Here is a 13,239-nt window from a genome sequence, read left to right as displayed (position 1 = left end):
TTGCTTTTTACTATTAGTACGACACAATTAAAAAAATCCGAGTAACTATCATTACTCGGACAAGACTTTAGTTTTCCATTTAAACGCGTTCCATATAAATTCCAACAAGTATTTCCCTAATCTTTTTTATTAGCAATAAATTTTTTTCTCGCTATTTTCGCTAGATTATCATTAATTTTGACATAATCAGATTCTAGCCATCTAGTATTTACATAGACTATTGGTTGATTGATACGTAAAGATGTCAACACTTCTGGAGATACGGAAAAATCACTTATATATAAATCCACCACCGGATCGACTTGATTAATTATTTCCAGATTGTAGTAGCTAGAAAAATATCTCATAAAATCAAATACGGCTGTTTCATTAGATATAGTTGATAAAATAGTTACTTTAATAGGCAAGGTGTGTATAGAAAAATCAATCCGCTTATCCAAAATGATCAGATAATCTGAAGCAAGTCTTTCTTCAAACGGTTTTAATGGATCCATTTCTTTTAAATTTACTAATTGACTAATCAATGGTTCTAGGTGATTCACTTTATGGATTTTTCTTATATTTCGATCAAGATCTGTATACCCTGGCACAATATTATTGAACTTATTGATTAAATTATCAAGTAAGAAATATCTATAATTTATACTCGCAAAGGAGTAACGGAGCAATTCCATCTCTTTCTCTGAAAACGGAATAGAGAGATTATCATTTACTCGTTCACTGGCAAAATCAACTAGTTTCATGAAGCCCATTTCTTCTAACTGTTCATCCATGTAGAAAAAGGAAGGCATTTTTTCAATGGAAGAATAACTGCCGAAAGCAACAATGGTACTCAGTATGATTTGCGTCGTGTAGGTCATTTCTTTATAGTTCCTATTAGGAAGTTGTTTCGCTACCTTTTTAATGAACGCACTCTCTGATTTCTTAGACTCCTCGGTGCAAGCCTTATATAGGGCCACTTTAAACTGCCTAGTTGTGTCTATATGACAATTCATTCTATCTCTTAATAAATGCATAGCGACATAATAGTGAATCATCATCGCCTTATCTATCGAGTCTGCTCTATAAATTTCTTTTGGGCAACTCTCTAATAAGTCGGTGATTTCATCATATCGAACAAAAGAAAATGGCCAACGATCCCCGCTATATGCGACTAAAAAAAGGAAGGCATAGAATATTCTTAATGAAAATTCATCCCCCGTTATTTCTACCTGATTTCCTGTAGAAATATATAAATTCCGTTCACTTAGCTCTTCATTCAATTCCTTTATTTCTTTCTTTATCCCAGAATAAGAAACATGTACTTTTTTTGCCAATGCTTGTAGATTAGGGAAGGAAGACAGCAACAAAGTTTCGAGAATTTGAAATTTGGGTGACTCTCTAATATAGGCGTTGATAATGAGTTGAATACTACAATTATCCGATATTTTTAAGGTATAGGACAAATTTGGCGCGGAGTGAACAATCGAAAACTCTTTATATCCAAATCGTTCAATATCAAAATTAATTGTTTTAATCGTAGAAATGAGGGTTGGATACGTAATGTTCAACTCATTTAATAGTTCCTCTTGTGTACATGTATGATTTTCCGCATAAAAAATCTTCTCAAGAAGCGCTACCTTTTTTTGGCTTTTTGAATCTAAATATTCTCTCATTAAAAACACTTCCTTTGAATGTTACTTTTTATGTAAAATCCATGTAACTGCAATAAGATGTTCCTCTAAGTCATCGTATCCGCTCCATTGGCTCTTGTTACTAATTGTTTCTTTTCCAGTTCAAAATCCACTTCTGGGGTTCCCTCTAGCTCTTCCACCAATTGTAATTGATTCTATTCAAATAAATTCAGCCATTCGTTTCGAGTGAGATATTCATGATTTTGATACTTCACCTGGTTATTGCGCGCTAATCAGGCACATATGCTTTATCTATAATAACATCTTTCGGACTACTACCCAATCCAAAAAAGTCATGTGAAAAATACGGAATAAACGGTAATATTTCAATTGATTTAGAAGTGAATGACGCGCGGCAAGCTTTTGTTCGGTTCCTTTATTCATTTATTTACCCTACTAGAATATTTTTAGTTAGCGTTTGGGTTGTTTTTCTAGATAATTAGTATAAGAATTGATTTATTTAAATCCATGTCTAAAATAACACAAATTGTGTCAATATACATAATTTTATACATATGGGATTACGTTATACAAAAACAGACTGGAAGCAAAGTAATTTCTTACTTTGTTTCCAGTCTGAAGTCAGCAATGCTCCACTATTTACTCTTCTTAAACCAAATTCCCCACAACTTTCACGCGCAATCTGGTTGCATTACCCGGATGATACGCCAATGGGATTTCTTCCACTTCCACCACTTCAATCGAGTCAGTCACTGCGCCGGCTAGAGTTGCTTGTTCTCTTGCTTTTTGATCGGCATCTTGGAGCGCTTCTTCCCGCTCGATTTGAGAATAGATGTAGATTTGTTCGTATTGTCCGCTGATTTGGGAAATGGATGCGCCGATTGCGTTGGCGACTGGGCCGTTTTTGTCGCGGAAAATTTGTGCGACACCAGAGATTTCGTCTGGAATAATCACGCTACCACCGCCAACAAGCACCAGGCTTACACTCCCCGAACTGGTTTTCATTTTATCAATCGCATCTTCGGTCATGTCAGCGATTTTTTTATAGGCTTTTTCGGCAAAATCGGTTGGGATATGTGCGACTAATTCAGGGTTACCGATTTCAGCCATCCCTAGACGAACCGCGATGTCGGTAGTGGTCATCGTTTTACCACCGAAAACTAGTGCTTCTTCGGAAATACGGTAACCAACGCTATCTGGTCCGATTGTTATGTCGCCATCTTTTTCGCGAACGATACTTCCTCCACCAAGCCCGATGGAAATAATATCTGGCATTCTAAAGTTCGTACGCACTCCGCCAACATCAACCGCAAGCGAGGACTCCCTAGGGAAACCATCCGTCAGCACTCCAATATCAGAAGTCGTGCCACCAACATCGAGAACCATCGCGTCTTTAAGTCCCGCCAAGTAGGATGCGCCGCGGATACTGTTCGTTGGTCCACAAGCAATCGTCAAAATCGGGAATTGTCTTGCATAATTTAGTGACATTAAAGTCCCGTCGTTTTGGCAAAGATAGATTTCAGCGTGCTCAATTCCTTCTTGTTCTAGTGCTTTTTCAAAACCATCACTCGTTGCCGCAATAACTTTGAAAAGGGCTGCGTTTAAAATCGTCGCATTTTCGCGTTCAATCAGTCCAACAGAACCTACGGAAGAGGAAATCGAAACTGGAATATCCGCACCAAGTTCTTCTTCAATTATTTTTTGAACAGCTAATTCCTGATCGTTTTTCAAGGAAGAAAAGACGCCAACAACTGCGACGGATTCCACTTCACCTTTCCAACTAGCTAAGGTTTCACGGATTTCTGCTTCGTTGATTTCTGATAGCACCTGACCATCATACTCATAGCCGCCACCAGTTAATTTATATTTTCCAGATAAAAAGCCAACCATGTCTTCCGGCCAAGCTGTATATGGTAAAACGGATGCTGTTGCAGGATAGCCTAAACGAAGAACGCCTACTTTTGCTAATTTTTTACGTTCCACAATCGCGTTTGTACACTGCGTTGTTCCAAGCATGGCGTGCGTTACTTTCGAGCGATCAATTCCCGTCTCGCTCAATACGCGATGAAGTGACTCAGTAATTCCCGTTTCAATATCTTCACTCGTTGGCATTTTTACACTATGAATGAGTTGTTGATTTTCATCTAAAATAACGGCATCGGTGTTTGTACCACCAACGTCAATTCCAATTTTATACATGACGGCGTTCCTCCTTTTTGACAAGTTCTTCTAGTGGTTCAAAATCGACATCGTAGCCGAAATAGCGCGGCCCAACTGTTTCGATACCTTTGTCCGTTCTCCAAGCATCATCAGCTGGTAGTGCCATCACGCGGACACGTTTTCCATATTTGAGCGCTTCCGTCGTTACCGGCATCAGCGTTTCAAGGTCTACCATACAAATTAAATCTGGTGTAATTGCTATCGGTTCGCCATTTTTCTCCGCAACAAGGTTTTCGTTTTGGAAATGAACAATGACTTCGCTATCCGTGTCTTTGTTTAGCCCGTCGATTTTCACACGACCAAAGTTGAAGCCTGCGCGCGTTTCCCGAACAACATCGGTAATTTTCCCTTCGAATAAATGATAACCGTGCGTTACATCTAATAATTTTTGTAGTTTTTCTGCTTCGTCCATCGAAGTTTCGCGGATTACTTTACCGATTTCTTCAGATAGTGTCACGATATTTTTAATACTACTTTGCTTAATTTGCGCACCGTTACACGGATACAGGCTCACAAGAGAACTCGCACCCATTTCGACCGTTGTCACACGTGCAAGTCGTTCGGTCCATTTATTATCAATCGTTTCCATAATACCAATATTGCCTTTTTCATCGGTGATAGCCATTGGTGTTGCGGAAATCCCGTCTAGATGGAACGTCACCATTTGTAGTTCTGGAAAAGCTCGGCCCATGCCGTCGCAGTCCACCATTGGCAAGCCTAGTTGAGCTGCCACAACGATTGGGATCATTGAGTTTACTCCACCAGCTTCCATTGGAAATGTTCCTTTTACTTCTTTCCCTACATATCTACCTAATTTTTCAAATACACGAACGAATTCATCGCCTTTAGGAAATTTTTCAATGAGTACAGATGGTGCCCCCATCATCGCGGCTGGAATGAAATAATCATCGTCCGCAATTTCGTCTGGGGATAACAGTTTAATTGGTCCATGTTTTTTAATTGCAGTTAATGCCATCATCTTGCCTATATATGGATCTCCTCCGCCACCAGTGCCAAGAAACGCAGCACCGATCGCGATATTTTCAATAGCTTGTTCATCTAAATAACGCATTTATTTTCCCTCCAAGTTTTCTACATTGTTGGTTTTCCCGCTCAGCACTTTCGCTCCGATCAAGTAAACAGCCAGCGACAAGATAATACCGATAAGTGGTTGATTTGGTAATTGTGGTAGCTCCGGGAAAAATGTCAAAATGACTGGAATCCCCGCAATTACTGCACCAACTAGCCAAGAACTTACACCAAGCCAGTTGACACCTGATACTGGTGCCCATTTGGATTTGTCGCCTTTTTGGACAATCCAGTAAGAAGCAATCATTACTCCTGCAACGGGTGGCACCATTGCTGAAAGTACGGACATAATTGGAACAAAGTGGTTTAAAATTCCGATAACCGCGAGTATTGTTCCAAGTCCGCCTGCAACTGCAACTGCTACTTTGTGATATTTTTCAGAGATGTTAAATACATTGATAATCGCAATACCTCCAGAAAAGGCATTTACTGCGTTTGTTGTCCATGCAGCAAGTATCAAGCCGATAATACCAAGAACTGGTAATCCTAAATTTGTAAACACGACAGAAATATCTGCTGTACCAGCTGTAAGTGCAAGTACCGCTCCAACCGTAATCATAAGCACACCTGATGGCAAAATCCCGACAATAGCTGCTTTTACAACGTCTTTACGCGATTTTGTATATTGAGAATAGTCTCCTGCAATTACTGCCCCTAATGCAAATGAGCCAATTGTAATTGCTAGTCCTGTCATAAACGACATACTTCCTGCTGGTTTATAGTTTTCCACAATAGCTAGTCCGCCATCGTTTAAAGAAACAACAAGTCCGTAAATACATACAAATAGTAAAACTGGAACTGCTATATAATTTAAAATACTCAAAATACGAATACCATAAATAGCTGAAAGTAACATGATAACTCCCCAAATCAAGGAAGAAACCGGCACTGGAAGATTAATTCCATAAATACCTAGAAACTGTGAAAATGCTGCGCCACATACATTGGCTTGAATACCAAACCATCCTAGACAAGCAATTGCTAAAAGAATAGATATAATTTTTTTCGATCCTTGTTCGCCAAAAACCTGTGAAGCTACACTAACTGCTGGAATGCCTAAATCGCTACTTTGAATTCCTTGATATATCATAAATAAGACAATAACGCCGTATCCTAAAAGTGCTATTAAAATTGCTTCCCATAAAGGCATACCTGAAATTAAGGTTCCTCCAACTAGTAGACTCGGTACACAAATCATTGCTCCGGTCCATACAAATGCTAAACTCTGCCAGGATTGCGTTTGCTCCACTGATTTCTTCTCTGTCATTATGTTCCGCCCCTTTTTTCTTGAATTTGTTATATTAATGACTAATTATATAAGAACTAGCTATCATTTGTATTTATCAGAATTGAAAAAAAATAGCGCAATCTTTGTCACTTTGGACAAAAAATGCACTATTTTTATTTATTATTGTTATTTCCACCAAGAATCCGTCGAATCGCCACTGCTAAATAGAGATTGTAAGACTCTGGGATTTTTGTCGCTGGGTATTGCAACAACTCATTTATCCGTTGTATTCGATATTTAATCGTGTTTTTATGCAGGAATAGTAATTCAGCCGCTTGATTATAATTGGATTCACCTTCCAATAAAAATACAGACAGTGTTTCAATTAATTCATCATTATCCTCTAAAGACTTTAGTGGTCTCATTTGTTCTGCAATCGCTAACTCTCCCCGATCTACTATTTCCACACATTTTGCCGCAAAATCAATTTCTTGAAGAGAATAAATGGACTTGTTTGCATAAATCGCATTTGCCGCATTTTTATATTCATTAACGAGCGAATAAGCGCTTTGCACATCTGACGTTTGCTCCATTCCTTGGCAAACAGTAATTTTCAAGTCTATCCCATGTTCTTTCATCATCAGCGCAAACTCATTTGCAGTATGCGTCCGGTCCCGCTGCGCCACTGAATTATCAAGTAAAACAACGATATTATCTTCAAATAAATCAATTAAAGAAACTTGGAAATGACTAGCTACAAAACTTTTCAGTTCAGCTAAAACTTGCTCATTGTCGCGAATTTCTTCGGTTTTTACAAGCCACATCCATTTAATAGAAGAAACATCCACATTTAAAATCTTACCAAGTCGCCGCATTTTAACACTTTCATCATTTAAAATGGCTTTCATCAGTTCAGCCGTGCTAATTTCGACATAGTTTCTGCCCCATAAATTCATAAATACTTGGACTACTTCGGTAACTTGCATGGCTACATCGGCCGTTAATGCGCCTTTTTCTTTCATCATAAACAAGTGCATCGCCTGCATACCGTCTTGAAAAATCGGTTTTCTGGCCGTATAAAAATCACGTTCATCCAAATGGAGTTGTACGAGCTCATGTTCACCCATTTGTTTGGACGCTTCAATTACCCGTTCAAAATCCCAGTGGCGCGTTCGTGGCCAAGTGATAGAATTAATTACTTGGAAAGAATTATCCGTTAAGACGAGCGAAGTATGCGTCCTATCAGACAAAATTTTCAGCGTCGTATCAATATTTCGTTGCGGCGGTCGCACACTCGAAATCTGTTCTAATGACTCGGTTACAAAGTTAGTATCTGTCATTTCTTGCTTCACAATCGCTTCAACTACTTCATAAATCACTTCGCTATATCTAAGTGACATCTCGTTTTCTGGCATAACAATAATGGTAAAATCAAGTTCATTTGCAAAATCAATCAGCTTTTGGTCAATTTTCGGAACAAAAATCCCCACGTAGTAAAGAATTAAAGCAACTTCGCCGACTTTATGTAATCGCTCAATTGTCCGGCACTGCGCCTCGACATCGTCACGAATATTCACAAAAGCAGATACAACAATTTCACTGCCATAAAATTCATCATTATCAAATAAATCATCTTCCAATAAAGCTACTTCTGTGTATTCTAAAACAGAAATAGACGAAACTAGTTTAGATAATCCAGATTTTCCAGAGACTACTTTCGCTTCTTTTAAAGATGGTAATTTCATTAAATCTGCCAATTTTACGCTCAAAGTTCGCCACCTCCAGTTATTCTAAGTGTAAACAATCTCCTAGAAAAAGTCCATGCCACGTTAAATCTTTTACATTCAAGGCCTATTATAGTAGCATTAAACCATGAATAAACATATTCTGACAAAATAACATACGATAAGAAACGGAGGCAAATTATGTCTATAGAGCCATCCATTAAAATAAATGAGATTATTAATGAAGTTGAAAAAGTAATCGTCGGTAAACGACATGTTGTTAAATTAAGCTTAACTGCCCTACTTGCGGGTGGTCACGTATTATTAGAAGATGTTCCTGGTGTTGGTAAAACGATGATGGTCCGCACCCTTTCTAAAACAATTGGTGTTTCCTTTAAACGAATTCAATTTACACCAGATTTACTTCCCGCAGATGTGACGGGTGTTTCGATTTTCAATCCCGAAACACGTGATTTTGAATTCCGTCCGGGTCCGGTCATGGGAAATATTGTTCTTGCGGATGAAATTAACCGTACTGCGCCTCGAACTCAAGCTGCTTTACTTGAAGGTATGGCTGAGAATAGTGTGACAGTGGATGGTATTACGCGCAAACTCGCTAACCCATTTTTCGTTATGGCGACCCAAAATCCGATTGAATATGAAGGAACGTACGCCCTTCCTGAAGCACAATTAGACCGTTTTTTGCTTAAAATTAATATTGGCTACCCGACAGTCGAAGAAGAAATGCAGCTGCTTACATTGAAACAATACCAAGATCCACTTGATCAAACGCAGCAAGTGGTGACACTCAGCGAATTACTGGACCTAAAAAACAAAGCAAAGCAAGTCTTTATTGATGATGTTTTAAAAAATTATATTATTCGCCTAGTTGATGCGACTCGAAAACACCCTTCTGTTGCGCTCGGAATTAGTCCGCGTGGCTCGCTCGCTTTCATGCAGGCCGCTCAAGCTTTTGCGCTTATTGAAGGTCGAGATTATGTGATTCCTGATGATATTCAGTATTTAGCACCGTATATTTTCACTCACCGTCTCATTTTGAAGTCTGAAGCTTATTATAATGAGGAAACAGCCGAATCCATTATTGCTTCCATTTTGAAAAACACGTCCGTTCCGGTAGAGAAGAGGTAGCTAAATGTTGAAAAAACGCCTCCTATTAGCATTTCGGTGGATTATTATGCTAATTATTTACGCAGGACTTTGGACTTATACGTTATTTCAAGGTGATACAGCTAGCTGGTTTTTAACCTATTTCTTTAGTTTTATCCTGTTACTTTTATTTTTGTCCTCGATTTATCCACTAAAAGCGTGGAAAGTGAATCGGAGCTTTGTAAAAAATACCTATCATGATGGCGATTTAATTGATATGCAAGTATCATTCACTCGAAAATCGCGTTATCCGGTGGGTTATTTGCTATTCCAACAAAAAATACCCGCTAGTTTTGGCAATGTGAGCGCCCGCCAACAAGTGGTTTATCCGCTTTTTAAAAAGCATTTCACGGTCACATTGGCTGGATTTGTGGGCGTTCGTGGGATTCATTCATTTCCACCTGTTGATGTAGAAACTAGCGATGCTTTTGGCTTATTAGAGCGTTCGCGCCAATTATCTTCTGAAAAAACGCTCACTATTTATCCAACCTATTTTCCGGACGTGCTAGAAAAAATCAGTGAATCTTCTCCAGAAAATGAACGCAATGCCGCTTACTGGACGCTTAAGAAAAACAGCAATTTGCACAGTTTACGCGAATTTTCTTCTGGTGACCGGATTTCCCTTATTGACTGGAAATCTTCTGCTAAAAGCGACCAACTGATGACTCGGGAATTTGAAAATAGTGCGACATCGCGGTTATCCGTTATTTTTTACGGAGCGAGCCATCCCAATTTTGAATTATCACTTCGGGCGGCTTACTCGTTTATTCGTAAAATCTCCGAAGATAATGGAGAAATTCGTGTTACTCTTTTAGGCGATCAAACGAGCAAATTTGCTCCGGCGAAAGGTACAAGTAGACTTCAAGATATATCGACTGCATTTGCAGAAATCGCCCCGGTAGATAGTTTAACGCTGCAAGAATCGCTTGATAGTAATTTACATTCTGGAGAGAAAATCCTTCTGTTCACGCCATGTATTGATACGATGTTAATGCAAAAAGTGACTCGTTTAACGGATAATAAACAGCTCCAAATCATTACTTTTCAATCAGAGCATTCTAAAGCGATGGATGCTCCAGCGATTTTCCTTGAACCAGCAAGTCTTCTAAGCAGATGGGAGCGTGAAGCTAAATGAAAAGATATTTAACGCTCGTCATGCTATTCATTCTATCTGTTTTGCTTATCTCTGAGTGGATTTATCCATTCGCTGAGCTGACCGAACTCTCTACAGCAAACTGGATTATTTTATTTATAACCCTTTCACTCGGTAGTTTTTTCCTCCGTTTGAAATATTATTGGACGATTCCGCTTCATGTCGTGATGATCATCATCGTTTCAGGAATTTACTATGCTAAAGGTGGTATTCTGGCAGGGAATTGGCTTGGTTCTTTTTTCCAAATTACCTTTAATGGGTTTAGAGATATGGTACAGTTTCGCTCGTCCGATATTTCTATGGACTTTATTTTAATCGTTTTTTTAATTGCTTTATGGCTTTTGAGTTATATTACTACTTATAGTATTCTGCGCAAACAGCGGGTTATGAGTGTTTTAGTTTTAACTGTTGCTTATTTAGCGGTTATTAATACCTTTACAGATTATAACAGTAATTGGGCCATCGTCCGAACTGTATTAGAAGGATTTTTATTGCTTCATCTTGCACTGGCAAGTCGGATTGCAGCGCCAAATAGAATTAGTGCAGACTCCTTGAAACGTAATGGTTTGTTTTATCATATTTTGGTGATTTTATTACTGGCCGTATTTGTTTTTAGTTCGTTAATGCTTCCGAAAAAAGCACCGATTTTCCCTGATCCAATACCGACGATAAAAAATGCGCTTGGGATTAATACAACGCGCACGGTTGGTTATAGTGAAGACGACACAACGCTTGGTGGTGCTCTCAAAAAGGATAATGCTACTGTATTCACTGCTCGAGCGGAAAAAGGGCACTACTGGCGCGTAGAATCGAAAACGGTCTATACTGGAACCGGCTGGGCAAATGCAAATTCCGCGGATGTCATATCTTTCTCTTCCGGTGATAAATTCCCTATTCAACTTACAGAACAAACAACTGGTGTTACAAACACGGCCGAAATTAGTTTTGCTTCTTCTAGTGATTACATGCCTTATCCATATGGAACGCAAACAGTTAATGGCGCAGTAGATTCATTTAGTGCCAATTTAACCATTGAGCGAGTTGGACCTGTGGATACAATCAAAAATTATACGGTCCAACTAAAAACACCTGTTTATAATATTGAAAAAATGCAGAACGCTGACTTTAGTACACTTTCTAACGCTTTTGTTTCTCAATATACACAAACACCAAAAGACTTACCAGACCGGGTGGCAAAACTGGCGAATAAAGTAACAAAAGACGCTGATTCAATTTATGACAAAACGAAAGCAATCGAACGCTATTTAAGCGCTTCTGGCACCTTTACTTATAGTACAGAGGATGCGAAAGAAACGCCTAGGGGAGCCGACTATGTCGATCAATTTTTATTTGAAACGCAAATTGGGTATTGTGACAATTTTTCTACTTCCATGGTAGTCATGCTTCGATCGCTTGGGATTCCAGCAAGATGGGCCAAGGGCTACACACCTGGTGAGGGTGAGAAAAAAGAAAATGATACTAAAACGACTTATACAATCACAAATAACAATGCACATTCTTGGCCGGAAGTATTTTTCCCAGGTACTGGATGGGTTCCATTTGAGCCAACAGCAACATTCTCCAATCCCGAAAACTTCCAAGAACCAACAACTGAAACAGCTAATAAACCTGAAACACCTAATGATAGTACGAGTACGCCAGAAACGCCAAACACACCAGAAAATACACCAGAACAAAATAACGGTAGCAGCTCCACTGGTGAAACACCGAAAAAAGAAGAACCTAAAACAGAAACAGCGGCTTCTAATTTCGAAATTCCGTCTTGGGTTTGGTGGATTCCAGCTGGACTAGTTGTGGCACTGCTCGCACTAGCTATTATATTCAGACGCAGAATTCGTAGTTATTTATTGCTTCGTTCTCTGAAAAATAGTCCAGAATTTGGCAAAACCTATCATAGACTTATGAAATTACTTGCTTCTTATGGTTATGTCCGCGAATCGAGTGAAACGTTACGTCACTTTGGCACCAGAGTGGATGCTGAATTAACAACGACAGAATTTTCGCGACTAACGAAAATGTATGAAGCGCAAGTTTATAGTAATAACTTAACGGAAAAAGTGATAACTGCGGAAGAAACGCAGCTTGTGCAACAAGTTATAGCTCGATTAACTAAATAAACAGAGAAAAAGCGCCTAAGAAAATATTCATGGCGCTTTTTCTTATGTAATATTTTTATCTTTTCTTCGTAAATATGCGATAATATTAACATGAATAAATTAAAGGAGACTTGAAAATGACAACTATTTTCCCAAAAGAACAAAATGTCACTCCCCTTTTCGAACAGATATTGGCTAATCCAACAGCTTGCAGACGTTTTAAAGATGTATTTCTTGATAATTTAGAGAGCTATCAAGAGACGCGTGGTTTTGAAAAAGATGATACTCTTTTTGCTAAAATTATTTTGTCGGCTTATAGGCAAAGTGATGTAAGTGCCTTGTTGTTAGGTGTTTGTGGGAGAACGCTATTCGAACTTCTCAGACAAGCTTTCCTTATTCCTAAAAAATTAACAGTGGATAATCCGTTCTTTTTAACAGATAAAGAAGGTAATTTTATAGCCAAGAAGGACGATATTTCTAACCGCGAACAGGAGAAATTTCAAGAGATTTATCAATCAGATTTGCATCATTCTGAAACTGCGATTTTCTTAGTAGACGATGATGATATCATTCATTCCTACGAGCCAGATTTTTCGATTTCTACCAAACGAATTAATAAAAAAAGAGGGATTTTAGTACTGTATTCTCTTCCTGATACTTTAAAATTAGGAATGACTGAGTCGGAAGTCTATGCGTTTATTTGGAAAACTTTCTTGCACATACAGGAAATTATTCCATCCAGCCGAATTTTTTACGGACAAGAAACATCGGAAAATGCAGATGAACTTGGCGTATTTCTTCCAATTCACCATTTTGAGAAAAAAATGCTGCAAAATATTGAGCAAGTTAATGAGCTAGTTGATGCTCTTCGTGAACAGATGGTTAATAAATAAGAAAAAAAGGATGA

Annotated in this window: 9 protein-coding genes; 4 read left to right on the top strand and 5 right to left on the bottom strand. The window is 38.6% G+C overall.

Features of this window, described 5'->3' with window-relative positions; translation table 11 throughout:
• Positions 1–116 precede the first annotated feature (116 nt).
• From AB2Q86_RS02515 to AB2Q86_RS02495, 5 genes are all read right to left on the bottom strand, one after another.
• Positions 117–1,655, bottom strand: a complete 1,539-nt coding sequence (locus AB2Q86_RS02515) for a helix-turn-helix domain-containing protein (RefSeq protein WP_012581916.1) — start codon at positions 1,653–1,655, stop codon at positions 117–119.
• Positions 1,656–2,282: 627 nt separating this feature from the next.
• Positions 2,283–3,833 (bottom strand): hydantoinase/oxoprolinase N-terminal domain-containing protein, encoded by a 1,551-nt coding sequence (locus tag AB2Q86_RS02510; protein ID WP_012581917.1) that lies wholly within the window; start codon positions 3,831–3,833, stop codon positions 2,283–2,285.
• Positions 3,826–4,926 carry a DUF917 domain-containing protein gene (locus tag AB2Q86_RS02505; protein WP_012581918.1) on the bottom strand — a complete coding sequence of 367 codons (1,101 nt, stop codon included), beginning with the start codon at positions 4,924–4,926 and terminating at the stop codon, positions 3,826–3,828. Before AB2Q86_RS02505 ends, AB2Q86_RS02510 begins: the two co-directional genes overlap by 8 nt.
• Positions 4,927–6,210: a cytosine permease gene (locus AB2Q86_RS02500; protein WP_012581919.1), complete on the bottom strand. Its 1,284-nt coding sequence runs from the start codon at positions 6,208–6,210 to the stop codon at positions 4,927–4,929.
• Positions 6,211–6,344: 134 nt separating this feature from the next.
• A complete protein-coding gene (locus AB2Q86_RS02495) occupies positions 6,345–7,940 on the bottom strand; it encodes a PucR family transcriptional regulator ligand-binding domain-containing protein (RefSeq protein ID WP_012581920.1) in 1,596 nt (531 codons plus the stop codon).
• A gap of 156 nt (positions 7,941–8,096) precedes the next feature.
• Between AB2Q86_RS02495 and AB2Q86_RS02490 the strand changes: the two genes are divergently transcribed.
• From AB2Q86_RS02490 to AB2Q86_RS02475, 4 genes are all read left to right on the top strand, one after another.
• A complete protein-coding gene (locus AB2Q86_RS02490) occupies positions 8,097–9,044 on the top strand; it encodes a MoxR family ATPase (protein WP_012581921.1) in 948 nt (315 codons plus the stop codon).
• A gap of 4 nt (positions 9,045–9,048) precedes the next feature.
• Positions 9,049–10,197, top strand: coding sequence for a DUF58 domain-containing protein (locus AB2Q86_RS02485; RefSeq protein ID WP_012581922.1), 1,149 nt, complete (start codon positions 9,049–9,051; stop codon positions 10,195–10,197).
• On the top strand, positions 10,194–12,353 hold the full coding sequence (locus AB2Q86_RS02480) for a DUF3488 and DUF4129 domain-containing transglutaminase family protein (RefSeq protein WP_012581923.1): 2,160 nt from the start codon (positions 10,194–10,196) through the stop codon (positions 12,351–12,353). The genes AB2Q86_RS02485 and AB2Q86_RS02480 overlap by 4 nt, the downstream gene beginning before the upstream one ends.
• Positions 12,354–12,469: 116 nt before the next feature.
• Complete coding sequence (locus AB2Q86_RS02475; RefSeq protein ID WP_012581924.1) at positions 12,470–13,225, top strand: DUF4866 family protein; 756 nt, start codon at positions 12,470–12,472, stop codon at positions 13,223–13,225.
• Positions 13,226–13,239 lie beyond the last annotated feature (14 nt).

Source organism: Listeria monocytogenes (genome assembly GCF_041765605.1).
In the GTDB taxonomy this organism is placed as follows: domain Bacteria; phylum Bacillota; class Bacilli; order Lactobacillales; family Listeriaceae; genus Listeria; species Listeria monocytogenes_D.
Note: the sequence above shows the minus strand (reverse complement) of the source record. Positions and strands in the feature narration are given on the sequence as shown.

Excerpts from the sequence above, each read along its gene's own strand:
- AB2Q86_RS02515 (WP_012581916.1), bottom strand. The coding sequence starts at position 1,655 with ATGAGAGAATATTTAGATTCAAAAAGCCAAAAAAAGGTAGCGCTTCTT.
- AB2Q86_RS02510 (WP_012581917.1), bottom strand. The coding sequence starts at position 3,833 with ATGTATAAAATTGGAATTGACGTTGGTGGTACAAACACCGATGCCGTT.
- AB2Q86_RS02505 (WP_012581918.1), bottom strand. The coding sequence starts at position 4,926 with ATGCGTTATTTAGATGAACAAGCTATTGAAAATATCGCGATCGGTGCT.
- AB2Q86_RS02500 (WP_012581919.1), bottom strand. The coding sequence starts at position 6,210 with ATGACAGAGAAGAAATCAGTGGAGCAAACGCAATCCTGGCAGAGTTTA.
- AB2Q86_RS02490 (WP_012581921.1), top strand. The coding sequence starts at position 8,097 with ATGTCTATAGAGCCATCCATTAAAATAAATGAGATTATTAATGAAGTT.
- AB2Q86_RS02485 (WP_012581922.1), top strand. The coding sequence starts at position 9,049 with ATGTTGAAAAAACGCCTCCTATTAGCATTTCGGTGGATTATTATGCTA.
- AB2Q86_RS02480 (WP_012581923.1), top strand. The coding sequence starts at position 10,194 with ATGAAAAGATATTTAACGCTCGTCATGCTATTCATTCTATCTGTTTTG.
- AB2Q86_RS02475 (WP_012581924.1), top strand. The coding sequence starts at position 12,470 with ATGACAACTATTTTCCCAAAAGAACAAAATGTCACTCCCCTTTTCGAA.